Annotated in this window: 17 protein-coding genes and 1 pseudogene; 14 read left to right on the top strand and 4 right to left on the bottom strand. The window is 28.5% G+C overall.

The annotated features are described in order from the left end of the window. Positions 1 to 121: 121 nt before the first annotated feature. Positions 122 to 661: a GNAT family N-acetyltransferase gene (locus B2W91_RS06240; protein WP_291579470.1), complete on the bottom strand. Its 540-nt coding sequence runs from the start codon at positions 659 to 661 to the stop codon at positions 122 to 124. Between the two features lie 210 nt (positions 662 to 871). Here B2W91_RS06240 and B2W91_RS06235 point away from each other — a divergent pair, with 210 nt between their 5' ends. Together B2W91_RS06235 and B2W91_RS06230 are read left to right on the top strand one after the other, a co-directional pair. Beyond that, complete coding sequence (locus B2W91_RS06235) at positions 872 to 1,030, top strand: hypothetical protein (protein WP_291579469.1); 159 nt, start codon at positions 872 to 874, stop codon at positions 1,028 to 1,030. Positions 1,031 to 1,223: 193 nt separating this feature from the next. Then, on the top strand, positions 1,224 to 1,877 hold the full coding sequence (locus tag B2W91_RS06230) for a hypothetical protein (protein ID WP_291579467.1): 654 nt from the start codon (positions 1,224 to 1,226) through the stop codon (positions 1,875 to 1,877). Positions 1,878 to 2,380: 503 nt separating this feature from the next. Here B2W91_RS06230 and B2W91_RS06225 read toward each other — a convergent pair. After that, positions 2,381 to 3,241: a helix-turn-helix domain-containing protein gene (locus tag B2W91_RS06225; RefSeq protein ID WP_291579466.1), complete on the bottom strand. Its 861-nt coding sequence runs from the start codon at positions 3,239 to 3,241 to the stop codon at positions 2,381 to 2,383. Between the two features lie 216 nt (positions 3,242 to 3,457). Here B2W91_RS06225 and mraY point away from each other — a divergent pair, with 216 nt between their 5' ends. The 8 genes from mraY (at position 3,458) to B2W91_RS06185 (ending at position 10,501) form a co-directional block, all read left to right on the top strand. Then, on the top strand, positions 3,458 to 4,420 hold the full coding sequence (gene mraY / locus B2W91_RS06220; RefSeq protein WP_291579465.1) for a phospho-N-acetylmuramoyl-pentapeptide-transferase: 963 nt from the start codon (positions 3,458 to 3,460) through the stop codon (positions 4,418 to 4,420). A 78-nt stretch (positions 4,421 to 4,498) separates the two neighbouring features. Beyond that, positions 4,499 to 5,251, top strand: a complete 753-nt coding sequence (locus B2W91_RS06215) for a class I SAM-dependent methyltransferase (protein WP_291579464.1) — start codon at positions 4,499 to 4,501, stop codon at positions 5,249 to 5,251. A 418-nt stretch (positions 5,252 to 5,669) separates the two neighbouring features. After that, the gene (locus tag B2W91_RS06210) at positions 5,670 to 6,329 is read left to right on the top strand and encodes a DUF4303 domain-containing protein (RefSeq protein WP_291579463.1); all 660 of its coding nucleotides are present in this window, start codon (positions 5,670 to 5,672) and stop codon (positions 6,327 to 6,329) included. A gap of 632 nt (positions 6,330 to 6,961) precedes the next feature. Further along, positions 6,962 to 7,741, top strand: coding sequence for a GNAT family N-acetyltransferase (locus tag B2W91_RS06205; RefSeq protein WP_291579462.1), 780 nt, complete (start codon positions 6,962 to 6,964; stop codon positions 7,739 to 7,741). 348 nt (positions 7,742 to 8,089) lie between these two features. Next, the gene (locus tag B2W91_RS06200; RefSeq protein WP_291579461.1) at positions 8,090 to 8,575 is read left to right on the top strand and encodes a hypothetical protein; all 486 of its coding nucleotides are present in this window, start codon (positions 8,090 to 8,092) and stop codon (positions 8,573 to 8,575) included. A gap of 345 nt (positions 8,576 to 8,920) precedes the next feature. Beyond that, positions 8,921 to 9,505 carry an ATP-dependent Clp protease proteolytic subunit gene (locus B2W91_RS06195; RefSeq protein ID WP_291579460.1) on the top strand — a complete coding sequence of 195 codons (585 nt, stop codon included), beginning with the start codon at positions 8,921 to 8,923 and terminating at the stop codon, positions 9,503 to 9,505. Positions 9,506 to 9,671: 166 nt separating this feature from the next. Continuing rightward, positions 9,672 to 9,836 carry an aspartyl-phosphate phosphatase Spo0E family protein gene (locus B2W91_RS06190; RefSeq protein ID WP_291579458.1) on the top strand — a complete coding sequence of 55 codons (165 nt, stop codon included), beginning with the start codon at positions 9,672 to 9,674 and terminating at the stop codon, positions 9,834 to 9,836. Positions 9,837 to 10,198: 362 nt separating this feature from the next. Beyond that, positions 10,199 to 10,501 (top strand): hypothetical protein, encoded by a 303-nt coding sequence (locus B2W91_RS06185; RefSeq protein WP_291579457.1) that lies wholly within the window; start codon positions 10,199 to 10,201, stop codon positions 10,499 to 10,501. A 617-nt stretch (positions 10,502 to 11,118) separates the two neighbouring features. Here B2W91_RS06185 and B2W91_RS06180 read toward each other — a convergent pair. After that, complete coding sequence (locus tag B2W91_RS06180; RefSeq protein WP_291579456.1) at positions 11,119 to 12,246, bottom strand: hypothetical protein; 1,128 nt, start codon at positions 12,244 to 12,246, stop codon at positions 11,119 to 11,121. Positions 12,247 to 12,528: 282 nt separating this feature from the next. After that, complete coding sequence (locus B2W91_RS06175; protein ID WP_291579455.1) at positions 12,529 to 13,230, bottom strand: 5'-methylthioadenosine/adenosylhomocysteine nucleosidase; 702 nt, start codon at positions 13,228 to 13,230, stop codon at positions 12,529 to 12,531. Between the two features lie 147 nt (positions 13,231 to 13,377). On the opposite strand from B2W91_RS06175, the gene B2W91_RS06170 reads away from it, so the two are divergent. From B2W91_RS06170 to B2W91_RS06155, 4 genes and pseudogenes are all read left to right on the top strand, one after another. After that, positions 13,378 to 14,037, top strand: coding sequence for a response regulator (locus tag B2W91_RS06170; protein WP_291579454.1), 660 nt, complete (start codon positions 13,378 to 13,380; stop codon positions 14,035 to 14,037). Next, positions 14,034 to 15,059 carry a sensor histidine kinase gene (locus B2W91_RS06165; RefSeq protein WP_291579452.1) on the top strand — a complete coding sequence of 342 codons (1,026 nt, stop codon included), beginning with the start codon at positions 14,034 to 14,036 and terminating at the stop codon, positions 15,057 to 15,059. Before B2W91_RS06170 ends, B2W91_RS06165 begins: the two co-directional genes overlap by 4 nt. Positions 15,060 to 15,272: 213 nt before the next feature. Next, positions 15,273 to 16,037: pseudogene (locus tag B2W91_RS06160) on the top strand (ABC transporter ATP-binding protein). Further along, positions 16,024 to 17,931 carry an FtsX-like permease family protein gene (locus B2W91_RS06155; RefSeq protein ID WP_291579449.1) on the top strand — a complete coding sequence of 636 codons (1,908 nt, stop codon included), beginning with the start codon at positions 16,024 to 16,026 and terminating at the stop codon, positions 17,929 to 17,931. Before B2W91_RS06160 ends, B2W91_RS06155 begins: the two are co-directional and overlap by 14 nt. The last annotated feature ends 45 nt before the right edge of the window (positions 17,932 to 17,976 follow it).

The raw sequence follows: 17,976 nt of genomic DNA, 5'->3' as shown, positions 1-17,976 counted from the left end.
GAATTTGCGGTATTTTTTATGTCGTGATTTGATTAAAATATAACATAAATAGGTCTGAATTTAAAGAGAAAATCATATGAGGCTTTGGAAATGCAAAAATGGAACTATGGTTGAATGATATTTAATGAACAAGGTGATTTTGTAAAGCTTGGTGATGATGTTTCCGAGAAAAATAACTATGAGAGTAGTCGCAATTAAAAATAAATATAAAACAATATATAGTTTTAAAGCACAAAGGCAAGCGTGGGAGAATGTAGGTGGTGTATTTACGTTGGGGTATATGTCTAATCCGGCTGGAAGCCGGATGTGATGATACAATGGTCATGCTTACTTTATTCAAGTGGATAGNNGGAGCCACACCATGCCCACGGGCAACTTCATCAACAAAGAGGTCTTGCAGGTAACAGACTTTTTCCATCCAGATAGTGCGATGAAACAGGTAGTGAGTGATACCAATCAAGTTTCCTTGAAGATATGCGCCAAAACCGAAGATTTCATCGGAGTTCAGCAAATGGTTCCAAACTCTGTCGTATTCGGAATCAGAGAGCTCAGTCTCATAAAAGGTTTTGTAACTTCGAGCCAAAATGTTCCAGCGGTTACGGTCCGCTGCTCTTAGCGGCGCTATGTCAATTATAATTTGTTGATTAGATATTTTTGTCATCTAATAATCATCCTCTCAATTATAGTAATTGCATTTAACTAGTTAATTGTAATGTGCACTATACAATTTTCACGACTCAAGAAATATTTGTATGAGGCATCATGCATGTTTAATTTTACCATATATTTGATACAAATAATAGAATTGAGTTCTTCCCTAAAAACTATTAGACATGTTTCAAATATTAAGGGTAACAAGGAGTAAGAAAGAATGGCAAAAAGTGTTCTTTGGAAGTATGATAAAGAACTTGGGATTGCATACTTTTGCCCAAGTTGCAAAATGTTTCTTTGTGACGTGGGAAAGTGCAGGAGATGCAGTCAAAAGTTAGATTGGGATAATAAAGATGAGTATAAAGGAAAAGTTAAGTGAAGTTAATTTACATTATGAATGTTAGGCGACATAACTATTGAAATTTGAAATACGAACAATGTTCTTTGAAAATTGAATAATGCGGTATTTAAATATTTATGATATTTCTGTAATATATGTTATAATTTAGTTAAAATGATTCTACATTGTAGATTATTACGAAGCAGAAATAGAAGAACAAGGAGTATATAAGATGATATTAGTATGGTATATAATTGCATCCTTAATTGCTAGTATAGTATTTGGTCTCCAAATACTGATATTAATGTTATTTAAAAAAACAAACATCAATACAAAATTATCGAAATACGTATTTCAACTATTGTTTTTGGTAGCTTTTTTTATATTATATTTTAATGCACCAGTTAAAGTCCCAGTGCTTAATATTGTAGGTATTTTTACTTTTAAAAATATTATTATATTTTTAGTTACTATATTTTTAACGTCATATATTGTAAGTTTTGAGAAATGTGAAAAACATAATTTCTTTGAATGGTCACTTCTTGGCATTTCAATGGAAATACCTCAAAGACTCTTTATGCAGACATTTTTCATGATTGTATTAAGAAATATGAAACTGAATAATGCTGATTTGATATCAATATTATTAAATACCATCTTATGGATACAATTTATTTTTGCTCAAGACATAATATGTGGACAAAAGATAAATCGTTCAGTTATTCCTAAAATATTATCTTCAGTATGTTTTTCATTAGGAATGGGGATGTTATATGTTTGGAGTGGATGTATTATCGTAACTATGATAGGACATGGGACAGAACGTATTTTGTCTGATAAATTACGTGAAAAAAATGATTCTATTATTAATTATTTTCATTCATAGCATGTCACATTTTTCTTATTTAACGACTAAACTATAAAATTAAATAATTTTTCTAAATGCCGTATTATTCAGAAATGAATTTTACGGCATTTTTATGCCACAATACAAATAAAGTATGACTCAATTAATCAAAGTTTAAATGTAAATGATATTCTTTGACAACTGAATAATGCGGTGTTTAAAAATATAAGTATTATATATTTATTCAAAATACTTATGTAGTAATAGTACAAAGATGTTACAATTACTTCTAAGTTGTATACAAGGATTAGTATGAGGGAATCCGTCATTAGGGACAAAGTATATGTTATAATATGGATTTAAATCTATATTTTAAATAAAACAAAAAGCATTGCTATCTTTTTTGTTTTATAATACAAAGATATATTTAAATCTATAAAATCCATCCATAGCTCTGTCCGGCTAGCAAAAGCTGTTTTTAACCACATTTTATCTTGCTATTGATCACTCATTAAGTAAGAAAATAAAAATATTCATCCCATTTATTTATGCTTTCGTATAAAATTATAGGCAATTTCATCTTCCCATTGAGATATTTTTATATTACCCAAAGTCACTTCTTCAATGTGAAAATTCAAAAGTTCTTGTAACTTATTATAATGTAATTCCCTATCTAACTTGTTTGAACTAAATAGAATTTTTTGAGCACAAGGCTTACTATTTGCATCTGAAGGTAGCATTAGCATTGCTAAACCACCAATATATTTATTCTTATTTAAATTAGGCTTAATCATATTTATATAGGCAACATCATTATTTGTATCATGTAAGTTAAAGAATATAAGTTTATCAGAAATATTGTAATTCCCAACAAAATATTTAATAACTTCAGCATTAGAGAAAATCTTAAACTTCACATTATTATTACAAATGTCAATTATACCTTCATGAATAGCTCCTTCTTTCTCTATGTTCGTAACTAAAAAATATACAAAATATCTTTCTTTAAATATTTTAACTTCAATTTCATTTTTAATTTCTAACATTTCGATTTCTCGTGTACTCAAAGGTATATTAATTAATCTATCAAGACTTAAATCATATATATTACAAATATATAGTAAGGTCTCTATAGAGGGAAAAGCTTTACCTGATTTATATTTAGAAAGCAAATCCTCTGAAATGCCAGTTTTGTTAGCAAATTTCTTTTGTGTGGATTCTATTTGAATAAGTTTCTTAAGATTATAAATGAATGTCTTAGATGCCTTTTCATATATAGTGTTTTTTAAGGCTTTTATTTCGTTAATGTTATTACTTTTCATATCAGAATTGTGCTTTATATATTCTAATTTATTTTTAATTTTTTCATCTAACTCTTTAATTTCATATAGATATTCTCTCAAATCAATCCCTCCCATACCATTTTATTATAACAAAATTCAAAATAGTTGAATATTATTCAAGCTAGGATTTTATATTTTTCAAGTATATTTGATATTTATACATATTCATTGAGCCAAATTGATTAATGTATTATCATACTCAATGTATTAATGCTTATACAATTATATCATTACCTAATGAAAATAAATTAGTTTACAAGTAAGGAAGAGATTATTATGGGGAATATTGTTTTTGCTGTATTGCTAAGTTTTTTTGTTTCTATTATTGTAGCATCATTTTTAGTTCCATTATTCAAAACACTAAAATTAGGGCAAAATATTCGTGAAGAAGGTCCAAAAACTCATAAGAAAAAGGCGGGCACACCTACCTTTGGCGGCATTATTTTTATTATATCAGTAGTAATTTGCATACCACTTTTAATAAAAGTATATAATGATGAAATCATTATTGTGCTATCTGCTTATATAGCCTTTGGATGTATTGGTTTTCTAGATGATTATCTTAAAAAAGTACATAAAAAAAATCAAGGATTGACGCCTATTCAAAAGATGATATTACTAATTATCGTTTCACTCATATTTTCAATTTATGGTTACACTAATTCTTCTATTGGTTCTGTAATCATCATTCCGTTTACTGGAAAATTATTTGATCTTGGATCTTTATATGTACCTTTTATCATGTTTTATTATGCATCAACAACCAATGCAGTAAACTTTACTGATGGCTTGGATGGTCTTGCTGCTACAGTCACTTTATTAATAATGGCATTCTTTGCAGTAATAAGCTTTAGTATGAGTTATTATACATTATCAATTTTTTGCGGATGTGTTTCTGGTTCATTATTGGGTTTTTTAAGATTCAATTCTTTTCCAGCTAAAATAATTATGGGGGATACTGGTTCTTTGGCTCTAGGTGGGGTTGTTGCTACAGTTGCCATGATTCTTAAAAATCCTCTCATAGTTATGATAGTTGGAGGAATCTATGCATTAGAATTAATTTCAGTGGTAATTCAAATAGTATGTTTTAAATTGTTTGGTAAACGCATTTTTAAAATGGCACCTATTCATCATTCATTTGAATTGTCTGGCTGGCATGAAACTAAGATAGTTGCAGTATTTTCAATAATAACAACTATTTTATGTCTTATAGGATTTTTGTCTTACTTGATTTATTAAAAAGATATAAGTAGGTTAAGGTGAAATAAAAAGTCAATAATATAAAGATGGATTTTTCATTTGGAATAAAGGTGTAATATGGATAATAAAGTTAAAGTTGAACTAAACAACATACAAAACACATTATTAATACCGTTATGGAGTAGGGCAAAAGAAACTGAAATGTCTAATCCTATTATAAATGACCAAACAGCCTATCAGCTAGTGAAAAAATTAGATTATGACTTTTCAGTTATTGAAAAAAATTCAACTTTATTAAAAAGATTAATGTTTGTTGTTAGGGCAAAAACCTTTGATAATGCAATTAAAGATTTTATTAGCAAATATCCCAATTCAGTAATAGTAAATCTAGGCGCAGGACTTGATACAACATTTTTTAGAGTCGATAATGGCAAGATAAATTGGTACAATATTGATTTACCAGATGTTATAGAATTACGAAAAAAATTATTACCTGAGAGTAATAGAGAAAAGTGCATTGCTAAATCTTTTTTAGATGCTAGTTGGTTTAATGATATAAAAAAAGACTATGATAATATTTTTTTTCTAGCAGGAGGCTTATTTGCATATTATGATGAAGAAAATATAAAAGTTTTCTTCAATAATTTAGCTAAAAACTTTCCTAATAGTGAAGTTATATTTGATGCTCCTTCTTCAAAATCAAACAATAATAGAACTAATCGGGCCATTAAAAAATATAATTTAGGCAATATTGAATTGAAACTAGCAATAAAAAAATTAAAAATGCTTCAAGAATTTAGCCCATATATTGAAGTTAAGGATTACTTTAGTTTTTTTGAAAAAACAAATAAAAAAAAGAATGGGGTATAATAAACAATATTCAAATGACCTTAAATGACTTGTTTCATATTTCAAATTTTTACCACATTAGATTTAAAAATTAATGGTTGATGCTTCACAATTTTCTTATTTAGCAAAATGATTGAAAAAGTAAATGAATTATCAAAAACACTGTATTATTCAAACTTGAATTTTATGGTGTTTTTTATGTTATGGTTTGATTATATTGGGAATTAATTAATAAAAATGTTCTTTTAAAATTGAATAATGCGGTGTCTTAAAATTATTATGTTTTTATATCGACATGAAGATATATAGAAAACATGGTACAATTTTAGTATCAATTAAATCATAATTATAAAAATTGTGATATAAAGATTATTTATATAATTCATAGAGAAATAGTAATTTAGAAAAAAGTTTTTAAATACAGATATGGGGGATATTAATGAATAAGGAAATACAGATCGAATATTATAATACATATTTACAGGAATATATGAGTGAAAATAAAGTATGGAATACCGATAAAATACGAAGTGATTTGAAGATATTCAGTATGAAACTTAAATCAGCGATAAAAGTAGCAATGGAAGATTTAAAAGAAACATATGATAATGAAAGACCATATATGTTTTCTTTAGCATATGCAAATCAGTTTGAAGATAGTTATTTTTGGACAATAGTCAATACTGAGGAAGAATATGAAAAGAATTTAAAGAAATATTCTGAGAAAGAATCACGCTCACGGCTTATGTATTATAAATATTGTTCTGAGGAATCATGTCACTGGGATGTTGGAAAGAGTGCATTTGATATTCTGAATGAGGATTATATTAGTATGGTTGAGAGGCAGGAATATGATAATGAAGATTCATTTTGGAGTACTGACGAATTTGAAGATTTTTATGAAGAGTTGGAAGAAACATGTTTAAGATCAATTGAGGAGGTGAAATCTGAAGGAATCTTGGAAAAACTTCAACTTAAGAATATTTTATTTCAATATTATGTAAGGGAATATTACTTTGAAGATAAAGTGATAGAAATGTTTAAGCGTTTAAATAATAATGATAAAACTGCTATTAAGGAATTTACTGAATGGTTATAAAAATTAAATGGTATGAATATTTATTCTAACATAGATTAATTATATTGTTATGAGTAGTTTTAAAATTATGTTTAGAATATTAGAGAAAATGTAATATAATGAAAAAATTTTTATGTTAATTATAAGCTTACCTTAATGTTCAAACTGTTCTACAAATTCCAATTTATAGAGTTGAAATAATATAATTTTAGCTTTAGCTATGTCGTATCTTTCTTATTTAATGTTACAACTGAAAAAATGAACGATTTACTTAAGCACCGCATTATTCATGAATTGAATTTTGCGGTTTTTTAAGCCGCAATTGAAATATAAGGCGACACGTGGTTTTACAACCTTATGATTAAAAGGCAAATTAAAATGAAAAGATGTTCTTTTAAAATTAAATAATACGGTATTTACAATATATGTTATAATTAGTTTGTAATAGTAAGATGTTGTGCACGAGTAACAAATGCTATGATATGAGGGACAAATAAAATGCGAAGTAAAAATTATTTGTATAAGATATATAGATAAATAGGAATTTATGAATTAGTTAATTATTTAGAGTGAAGAGTGAATATTTTATTTTACGAACTAGTTAGTTTAAATAAATGCTAATTAATTTACAAGCAAATTGAGAGGGAGATTTTATGATAGAATTAACAAAACAAGAAATGACTTCTATTATTCCGCTAATCAAGGAATGCAGAGATAGAAATGTTGAACTACAGGCTTTAGTCGAAGGAAAGATGGAGGGAGTAGCTTGGGTAGATAATAAAGAAAATCCATCAACTGCAATAGTTTCAATTGCAGACTTTTGTTTTTTACTAGGGATTAATGAGAAGAAAGAAGAAGAAAGTTATATAAAGCATATTCTTGAACAATATAAGGGTAAACTGATTGTTAATTATGATAAGTATTGGGATATATTTATAGAAAAGCATTTTGCAACTAATCATAAGAAAAGTATTAGATATGCAATAAAAAAAGAAACAGATGTTTTTGACGGAGAAAAACTTAAGGGATTTATTAAGAATATTGAACAAGAATTTCAGATTGAGAAAATAGATGCAACTAATTATAACAAGGTATTAGAAGATGACTTTATGGCAGATTGTTGCTCAAATTTCTCATCCCTAGATGATTTTGAGGACAATGGAATTGGATATATAATTATTCATGAAGATGAAATAATTTCAGGAGCGTCTTCATACAGTTATTGTAATGGTATTATTGACATCACCATTGGAACAAAACGAAAATATAGAAAAAGGGGACTAGCATTAGCCTGTGCATCAAAGGTTATATTGGAGTGTTTAGATAAGAATATATATCCTAATTGGGATGCCTCCAATTTAGAGTCTGTGGCACTTGCTGAGAAATTAGGGTATCATTTTGATGAGGAATATTATGTGAATTCAATTAGTTAAATATATCTGATTGATTATAAATATAGTATAGTTTGTAATCTAAGTATTGAACTACCTAGATAAATTCCAATTTGTCAATGAATTTAAAAAGTAAATATAAAATAATGTATTAAAATACTGCAGTATTCATAAGTGGATTTGCGGTATTTTTTATGCCATAATTTGATTATTTGGCGAATTAATTAATAAATTATAATATTTATAGATTTAATAGTACGGTATTTGAAAATATGTTATAATATGGGTAAAATTGGTGTGTTTAAATCACAATTATAATATGTTGCGAAACATATATTGCTTATAACAGGAAGATAAATTAGTGATTAAAAAATAATAGGAGGTATTTTTATGGATTTTAGGATAATATCATTGCCACCGTTCAAAGCATCATCATCTGGGGTAGATAAAGAATTCAACTTTTCCAGTAATGGTATTTTAGGAAAGTTTAATGAGTATTTTTCTGCAGTTAATCCATCTAAAAGAGATAGTTTTATGCCCAGAGATTTTTTGTTTTTTGATGAAGAAAAACAAGGGCTAGTATGGTGGCTGGCATTGAGTGAGGATATGGATGATGGTGGCAACGAAGTTGTTGATTTTGAAGGTGGGCACTATGTAACTTATGTTTACAAAGATGGGGATGAAGAAACAAATGGTAAGTTATATAAGGAGGCCTTGGAATATATTAAGAATTCTGATATTTTCGAGCTGGATATTCGTCAAAATCATTATGCTATGGGACATATTATTACACCACCAGAGATTATAAAAGCACAAGGATGGGCGCAAATGGAAACATTTATACCGATTAAATTGAAATCAGCCTCCAACTTATAATACAAATTATAAGGATAATCTTTTTATTTAATGACCAAAATATAAAGCAGAATAATTTTTCTAAATGCCGTGTTATTCAAAAATGAATTTACGGTATTTTTTACGCCACAATCAAAATCTGTTTCTATTATCGTATATTGGACTGAAATCTGATATTTTAATAAAGGATATCTAAAAATATTGTTTAAGTATATAGAGAAGAGTAAATGATTAAGTTGACACTTTAACTTGTTATTAACAAATTTTGGCTTATTATGTTATAATTAATTGAGCTAAAAATAGTTGAGAATAACTATATTGTTATAATTAGATTTAAATATATTAAATTGATAGGAGAATGATACTATGAGTAATGAAGAACAAAAACAAGAAAAAGAAACTTCAAGTGTAATGCTAGAAAAGCTATTACAATCTAGAGCTATAGTAATTTCTGGGGAAATCGATCAAGCTTTAGCAGAAAAAGTAACTAAGCAACTTTTAATCCTACAAGAAATGGGGGATGAACCGATAAAATTATTTATCAACAGCCAAGGCGGTCATGTTGAAGCTGGTGATACAATTCATGATATGATTAAATTTATTAAGCCACAGGTTATTGTAATTGGTACTGGTTGGGTTGCAAGTGCTGGTATCACAATTTATCTTGCTGCTGAAAAGCAAAATCGTTATTCACTACCAAACACAAGATATATGATACATCAGCCATTAGGTGGATTTAATGGTCAAGCTACAGATATTGGTATTGAAGCTGAGGAGATATTAAGAGTACGTAAGAGAATTAATACCATAATTAGTGAAGCTACTGGTCAACCATTAGAAAAAGTTGAAAAAGATACAGATAGAAATTACTGGTTAAATGCTTATGAAGCAGTTGACTATGGAATAGTGAATAAAGTTATTTCAAAATATGATGAGTTAACTAATTTATAATTGTATATAATAAAAGTAGAAAAACAAGCCTTATAGATGGGCTTGTTTTTTTGTGCATTTAAAGATTATTTTATAATTATATCTCGTTTATATTTCTTTGAAATTACAACAGCATATTACCCCTTCTTTCATTTGATATAGTTTACATAATGAAAGGAGGGATATTATGTCAGAAAAACAGGAAATAATACAAAAGATTGAAGAACTGAGAAACTTAATGCACTTACTGATGAATCAAAGTGAAACGCTGACAAATACTGAATTAGTAGAACTTAGCCAAGAATTAGACAAGCTACTGAACCAGTACAATAGACTTTTGATGAATGAGTAGTATATTACTCAACTACTAGAAATTAGATAAGGTACTTGATTAAGATGAAATTCTTAATCAAGCACCTTATTCAATTAGATTAGGATAATATTTATATAGATGTACTATCTCTAAATTTGATCTATCTCTGAAAGTAATTAACATTTAGTAGTATTGATACTAATACTACTAGATTCACAATTCACAACCTATAGGCCCCTAATTATGGATGAAATCTACAACGAAGTAAAAACAGAAGCCACAGCCGAACTCCAAGCCGATATATCCGAAGAAAAAGCAAGCTAGAAAAAACCAAGGCATAGCTTGCACAAGAAAGTGTACAGATTGAGGTCAAATTAGCACTTGAGCAACGTGTAAAATCTATGATTGACGGCATGAGGGAGGAAACACGAGGTTGGGGCAACAATAAAAAACTTCATACCATAATAGAACTACCAAACACAACAAATGAGCACGTCCTTACGGTTTTAAAGGCTGCACGGCTAAGTGCTAAAGATAGGGCTAACATCAAGAAATTCAAAGCGGAGCGTAATACCGCCATTTCAGATAAAAACACAGCAACCGAGGAACGTGATACTGCTATCAAGGCAAAAGAGTTGACTGAAAAACAGAGGGAGTCGGTAGAATCCGCCACTAAAAAGGCTGAAGAAAAGGCTAAATCCTAAATATCTGAAGCTAACAAAAAAATGTCGCAAGCCACGGAATTATACAATCAACAGAAAAGTACTAACAATCTGTACAAAACAGCAACAATAAACTTGAAACACTATAAGAGCAGAGCGGAGGAGTTGACGGAACAAGTCGCTGAACTAAAAGAGGACTTGCAGAACGCCTATGCAAGCATTGGCGCTATGGCAAAGGCTAACGGCTCATTATTGTATGACTCTGCTTAAAACTTGATGGCTTGAAACCAGAGCAAGAACGGCTATTACAAGCCACACAACTACGCCATTACGCACTCTAAAAACGTAGGATTTGACGATATAGCTCAAGATATAGAAAAGCATTATGGGCTAACCAAGGGCATACAAAATAAAATTGACGAACTGATACCAAAGCCACAGACTAAAAAACATAGATATGACCACGGCTTGGGTTAAAACCTAACTGGCTGAAAAAAGGGCTTCTGCCCTCTCGTTTTCGGGAGAAGCCCGCCTTGCCGCCTTTGCAGGGCTTAAAAACCAAAGCCCACGCCCAAAAAGGGGCTTGCAAAAATCAAGGCAGTTGTATCTCTAATAAGCATATGCAACTTCCCAAAAGCAAGCAAATAATGGCAGTTTGCTTATTTTCTTAATGAACTCGGCAGCTCATTATCAAGCCATGTTTCAATATATCTGCTGATATTAAGTATTGAAGTATCTAAAGGTATACGAATCCCCTGACAACCGCCCTGACAGCGTTCATTACGCTTCCTGTCACAGCCATATCCTTTTGCGATTTTTTCCTGTAAAGATAAAGGAAATTTTTCAATAACATCTGCATATTTATCAGTTTTTTTAGCCCTCACAAATAAACAGTAGCCATTTTTTATAGAATTAGAAAACTCCCATACTCTTTGCTGATATATATCCCGTGTGGATAAGGCCTTTCGGCTTTTGCTTATATGTGCATAAGAAAAATTAACATTACCTAATATGTTCATTGTGCAAGTCATTCCCACATCTACATAACGTTGATGTAGTTTTAAGGCGAACTCTTGAATTTTTTCTGGTAACGGATGTAAAAAATCCTTCAAAACGTCGAGTATGTCTGTATCTTCCGCTTTCATTAGCCTATAATCGCACCGCAAGAGATTATTATCGTTCCAATACCTTCTTCCTGTTCGCAACTCCATATCCGCAATCGACAGGGCTTTTAACCCCGCCAGCAAGATAGGGGCATTCGGATATGACACTTCTAACAGTTGCCCTTCTGAAATATTAAGCCTCTTTGCTTCTAAGTCAATGCCAGTAAAGACAAAACCGCAGAGAGTTAAGAACCGAAAACATTCAATTTGGCTAGAAACAGGTATTTTAGGTCTTTTCTTTTTTCCATTTGCATCAATTAAGGCAGTACATGACGGCATTTCAGTTACTAATAATGAATCACCACTTTCAGCCAACTTGCTATGATAACCAACCTCAACCAATATATTTGTAATATTATGCAAAAACGGATAGTCTGCCATGCTACTCGGTTTTTTTGGTGGCTTGGCATATAAATGCCCGTCTGAAATTAAGCGGTCGCAAAATAAATATAAAAAATCCCTGAAGGCAATAACACCATTTCGTATATTTTCTTCGCTTGCAACGCTTTCAAACATGGGCTTCAGCGCATATGTTTCGGATATATTTGCTGGTATCAAGGTCTTTATATATTTAGCAACTTCGCTGATTGGCTTTACTGTTATCGGTCCGTGCTGTGTACTCATTTTATCGCTCCTTTCAAATTAAATTTGGTACAAGTCAATTATGCATACGGCGCAGGGAATGAAATGACAATCGAAATTACCTTCGGATTTTATGCAGCCATTTTTCCCAGTCAAAAAAAGTTCCTCTTGACAATAACCCAAAAGGGCATCACTACTGTTCCCCAGAGGTAGAAAACTAGCAATTGTATTGCTAGTTAAAAAATCTATTAAAGAAATTATTTTGATTAGAAATAATCTCCACATTTTAGAAACTTATAGAATTTTAAATATTTAATATGATTTTCAATCAATTCCATCATTGATTATTTTAAGCATATTCAATACTAAATTACTAGAATTATTAGCTGATATTTTCTCAAAGTTATCATAGTTAGTATGTGCATCATTATCAGCATTGTCAGAAATACTTCTAATGACAATGAAAGGAATTTTATTAATATAAGCAACATGTCCAATTGCAGAACCTTCCATTTCAACGCAGTGAGGAGAATAGCTTTTTATAATTTTGCTTTTTACTTCATTATCGGATATAAAAGCTTCACCAGTTACAATTCTTCCAATATGGTAATTGAATTTTTTTATTTCCATGTTTTTATAAGCCTGTACAGCAATTTCTACTAATAAGTTACTTGTTTCAAAATGCTCAACAAAAGGAAACCATCCTTTCATCTGCTCCTTACGAACATCATGATAAGTAACATTGCTAGAAATTACTATATCACATATTTTCACTTCATTATTCAAGCTTCCTGCTATGCCAGTGTTAATTATACTGGTAACTCCAAATTTATCAATTAATATTTGAGTACAAGCTGCTGCATTAACCTTTCCGATACTGCAAGAAGTCAATACTAAATTTACATCTTTAAAAACTCCAATATAAAATTTAAAGCCAGCATAAATTTCTTCCTTTAATATGGTTATGCTACTTTTAATAAGCTCAATTTCTAAATCCATTGCGCCAATGATACCTATAGTTTGCAAAGATTATACCCCCTTAACATTATATAATAATTAACAATCATGATATATTTTATATATGAGTATATCATAATTTTACATATATAAATGCTAAAATTATGATATTAGATTAAATAAGATAAAGATTTTAAGAATATAGGAGGACAAGATATGTATAGTATTCTTTTAGTTGAAGATGACTGCAATTTATCTAAAGAAATAAATTTGGCACTTAACAAGTGGCAGTTTAATGTTGAAGTTCTGAAGAATTTTGAAAATATGATGGAGGAATTTATATCGATTAAGCCTCATCTAGTTATTATGGATATAAATTTACCTTATTTTGATGGATTTTATTGGTGTAAAAAAATTAGAGAAATATCTAAAGTTCCAATAATTTTTCTTTCTTCAAGGAATTCTAATATGGATATAATTATGGCAATTAATAATGGGGGAGATGACTATATAAATAAACCTTTTCAAATAGATATTTTGATAGCAAAATTAAATGCTCTTTTAAGAAGGACCTATTCCTATGGAGATGATAAGGGGCATTTTATAAGTTATAAGAATGTTATGTTAGATATACAGAAAGGAATCTTAATACATAAAGATGAAAAACTAGAGCTTACTAAAAATGAACTTAAAATATTNNTCCAAAGAAAAATAATATCAAGAGATAGACTTATGATGAGTCTTTGGGAGAATGATGAATTTATAAATGACAATGCTCTAACTGTAAATATCAATAGGCTTAGAACAAAGGTTAGGGAGATAGGTATTGAGGATTTTATAAAAACTAAGAAAGGCTTAGGATATATAATAGAATGAATATCTATAAATACTTAAAAGAAAATAAATACTTTATCTATTGCCAAATAGTAATACTTATAATTTTAAATTTATTTATATATAGTAATGCGAATGTAAATAAGGTCGTAATAGATATTTTATATATAAATTTTTTAGTAATCTCAGTATTTATTGTATACATATTTATTTCCTATAAGAAATGGAATACAAGATATAGAGAGCTTAAAAAGCTAATAATGGAATCTAGTGATATAGGGTCTTTAGATATAAAGGGAGAATCAAGCCAAGATGAAATTATAAGAGATATTCTAATTTTAAAGGATAGAATAAAATATGATGAAATTAAAAGTTTAAAGGAAAACATAGATGAAATTGATGAATATATTTCAAAATGGATTCATGAAATAAAAATCCCCATATCTATTTGTGATCTTATAACAGATAGATTAGAAGATATAGAGGCTTCAAGAAATATAAAAAATCAAATGGATAGAATTAACTTTTTAGTAAATCAGGTATTATACAGTACTAGAGCAAATAGCTATTCAGAAGATTTATTAATACAGGAACTGTCTTTAGAAAAGCTTGTACGAGAAGGAGTTAAAAAGAATTCATATTATTTTATAACAAATAAAATCGATTTAGAGCTTGGTAATTTAGAGTACAATGTTCTTACAGATAAGAAATGGATTCTTTACATATTGGATCAAATGATTAATAATGCTATTAAATATTCTAGAGAAGATGGGAAAGTTGAAATTTACAGCGATGAAGATGAAAAAATCATCAGCCTTCATGTTAGAGATAATGGTATAGGAATATTACAAGAAGATATAGAAAGGGTTTTCAATAAAGGATATACAGGTACTAATGGAAGGGCGAAAACCTATAAATCTACAGGTATGGGATTATATTTTTCTAAGAAGATCGCAGATAAGCTAGGGCATAAAATAGAAGTAACATCAAAAGAAAATGAATTTACTGAATTCACCATAAGCTTTTATAAAATATCAGATTATTTTAATATTACAAAAATGTAACTTTAAGTTCCATAAAGTAATCTAAAGAGAGGGAAAATGTTTTTTTGATAGATTAAACTTAAAGTACAGAATAGATAAACTATGCAAAATGTAGAATTATTATTGAAATCAATTTTTATAAATTAATTTCTTNNCTCTTTTATAAGAGAAGTTTCAATAATTGTACATTGTCAATAGTCAATTCTCAATTGTATATATTTGGAGGTATTAAAAATGAATTCAGTATTAAAAATTCAGGGATTAACTAAAACCTATGGAATAAAAGGTTTTACTACTGTTGCAGTAGATAATATTGATATGGAGGTTAAAAAAGGAGATTTTTTAGGGATAATGGGACCTTCTGGAGCAGGTAAAACAACTCTGTTAAATCTTATGTCAACTATAGACAAGCCAACAAAGGGAAACATAATTATTGATGGAGTAGATATTGGTAAATTGAGTAATAAGGAATTATGAAAATTAAGAAAAGATAAGATAGGGTTTATTTTTCAAGATTTTAATCTCTTAGATAATATGACATTGAGAGATAATATAGCACTTCCGCTAGCATTATCAAGAAAAAATCATAAAGAAATAGAAGAGAAGGTTTTAGAGCTTTCAGATTTTTTCGGCTTAAATGATCATTTAGAAAAATATCCTTATCAGCTATCAGGTGGACAAAAGCAAAGGGGAGCAGCAGCAAGAGCAATTATAACATCTCCTAGTATAATCTTTGCTGATGAACCAACAGGAGCATTAGACACTAAGTCTTCTTCAGATCTTTTAAATTGCTTATCAAAATTGAATGAAAAAACTAATTCTACCATTATAATGGTTACTCATGATGCTTTTGCTGCTAGTTTTTGTAAAAAGGTTTTATTAATAAAAGATGGTAAGACCTATTCAAGATTAGATAGAAATGAATCAAGAAAGGAGTACTATGGAAGAATATTAGAATTGCTTGCTTCTTTAGGAGGTGGAAATAATGAACTCTTTTAAGATGGCGTTAAAAAATTTTAAAAATAATATTAGAGTATATTATATTCATCTTATAGCAATGACAATTTCTGTAGCAATTTTATTTAATTTTCAGAGCCTGCGATATGGGGAAACTATAAAAAGCTTTGATAAAGTGGCAGAAGGTTATTGTTCAATAATGCTAAAGACTATAACTATTATGTTAATAGTATTCCTTGGATTTTTCATATGGTTTTCTACCAACATATTTTTAAAACAAAGAAAAAAGGAAATTGGAATATATGCTTTTATGGGGATTGATAATTATCAAATAGGGAAAATATTCTTTTTTGAAACTTTACTTTTAGGACTATTTTCAATATTACTAGGAATAGTAATTGGAATTTTTTCTACTAAATTGTTTCAAATGATTGTAATTAAAGCATCTGGTTTTCAAACAGAAAGTAATTTTGATATAACTTTTGAATCTATAGGAAGCACAATATTAATTTTTTTAGTTATATTTTTAATTATGTCTTTAAAGGGATTTATAAATATAGCTAGATGTAAGCTTATAGATTTATTTAATGCTGCAAGAAAAGAGGACAAAATGCCTAAAATAGGTGTTTTAATCTATATTATAGCAATAATTTCCATAATTATTATTGTATTAGGATACAGAAATGCTTATTTGGCAGCAGATAATTTTAATAAAACATTAACTGCACTAATATTAATAATTTTAGGCACCTATGGGTTACTTGGAGCAGCATTGCCAGTAGTTTTAAAACATCTTATAAAAAGAAAAAGCTTTTTTTATAAAGGAGTAAATGTAATAAGTATAAGTAATATTGCTTATAGAATAAGAACAAATTATAAAACCTATGCTACAGTAGTAATTTTAGCTGCAGCTACTATTACTGCTTTAGGAACAGCTATAACTATGAACCATACTTATAAAAACCGTATGAAAAATAAGTATCTATATACTTTTTCTTATGCTTCCACAAAAGATATAAATGAAAAATCTATAAAAAATGCAATAGAAAAAAGCAATCATAAAATTACAAAAGAGGTGAAGCTCAATCTATTATATTCAGATAATATAGATGGTTATAACAAATACGGATTTATTTCCTTTGTTAAGTATTCAGATTTTATAAGAGCTTTAAAAGAGCTTGGAAATTATGAGCTAGTTAATAGTATGAATTCAAATCTAACAGAAGAAAACCGCTGCATTTATGTACAAAAGGCAGGAACCTTAGCAACTTTAAGTTTAGGAGAAAAAACAGGTGAATTTATAGTAGATAATAAGCAATTTTTAGTAAGTGAAAAAATTAAGATTCCTTTTCTTGGTGGAATATATCCATCAGATTTGTTGATAATAAATGATAGAAAATATAGTGAATTGGAAGGGAAATTAAAGAAGATAAACTTTTATGGAATAAGGGTAGATAATGAGGAAAATACGAAAGTATTAACAAAAGAATTAGAAAGTATGGTAGATAAAGATAGAAATAATTCAATGCATTATTTTTATTTAGATAAAAAGGATAGTGATAGTTGGGTTAAATTTGTATATGTTATAGGATGCTTTTTAGCTATAGTATTTGCTGTAGCTACTGGTAGTATAGTATACTTTAAAATCTTTGATGATGCAAACAACGATAAGGAAAAATACAAAATACTAATTAAGTTAGGAATAGATGATAATGATATAGCTGCTTCAGTAAATAAGCAGATTTCAATATTCTTTATATTAACTTTAACCTTAGGAATACTTCACAGTATATTTGCTATAAGAATTTTAAGTAAAATGCTTTTTGAAGATTTAACAAAAACTTTTATAATAACTGTTTTAATTTTTATAATTATATACTTAATTTTCTTTACTATAGCTAAAAGAAATTTCATTAGAGTTATAAAAGAAGAATAAATGCTTAGATTAGGTTTTCTTTAAATTTCTATAACAAAAATTCTT

Origin of the sequence: Clostridium sp. UBA6640, assembly GCF_002455975.1 — a bacterium.
Lineage (GTDB): Bacteria > Bacillota > Clostridia > Clostridiales > Clostridiaceae > Clostridium_J.
This window is presented reverse-complemented; position numbering and strand designations above follow the sequence as displayed.

What these genes read in the sequence shown, in the direction of transcription:
- B2W91_RS06235 (WP_291579469.1), top strand. Translation starts at nt 872, where the DNA reads ATGGCAAAAAGTGTTCTTTGGAAGTATGATAAAGAACTTGGGATTGCA.
- B2W91_RS06230 (WP_291579467.1), top strand. Translation starts at nt 1,224, where the DNA reads ATGATATTAGTATGGTATATAATTGCATCCTTAATTGCTAGTATAGTA.
- mraY (WP_291579465.1), top strand. Translation starts at nt 3,458, where the DNA reads ATGGGGAATATTGTTTTTGCTGTATTGCTAAGTTTTTTTGTTTCTATT.
- B2W91_RS06215 (WP_291579464.1), top strand. Translation starts at nt 4,499, where the DNA reads ATGGATAATAAAGTTAAAGTTGAACTAAACAACATACAAAACACATTA.
- B2W91_RS06210 (WP_291579463.1), top strand. Translation starts at nt 5,670, where the DNA reads ATGAATAAGGAAATACAGATCGAATATTATAATACATATTTACAGGAA.
- B2W91_RS06205 (WP_291579462.1), top strand. Translation starts at nt 6,962, where the DNA reads ATGATAGAATTAACAAAACAAGAAATGACTTCTATTATTCCGCTAATC.
- B2W91_RS06200 (WP_291579461.1), top strand. Translation starts at nt 8,090, where the DNA reads ATGGATTTTAGGATAATATCATTGCCACCGTTCAAAGCATCATCATCT.
- B2W91_RS06195 (WP_291579460.1), top strand. Translation starts at nt 8,921, where the DNA reads ATGAGTAATGAAGAACAAAAACAAGAAAAAGAAACTTCAAGTGTAATG.
- B2W91_RS06190 (WP_291579458.1), top strand. Translation starts at nt 9,672, where the DNA reads ATGTCAGAAAAACAGGAAATAATACAAAAGATTGAAGAACTGAGAAAC.
- B2W91_RS06185 (WP_291579457.1), top strand. Translation starts at nt 10,199, where the DNA reads ATGATTGACGGCATGAGGGAGGAAACACGAGGTTGGGGCAACAATAAA.
- B2W91_RS06180 (WP_291579456.1), bottom strand. Translation starts at nt 12,246, where the DNA reads ATGAGTACACAGCACGGACCGATAACAGTAAAGCCAATCAGCGAAGTT.
- B2W91_RS06165 (WP_291579452.1), top strand. Translation starts at nt 14,034, where the DNA reads ATGAATATCTATAAATACTTAAAAGAAAATAAATACTTTATCTATTGC.
- B2W91_RS06155 (WP_291579449.1), top strand. Translation starts at nt 16,024, where the DNA reads ATGAACTCTTTTAAGATGGCGTTAAAAAATTTTAAAAATAATATTAGA.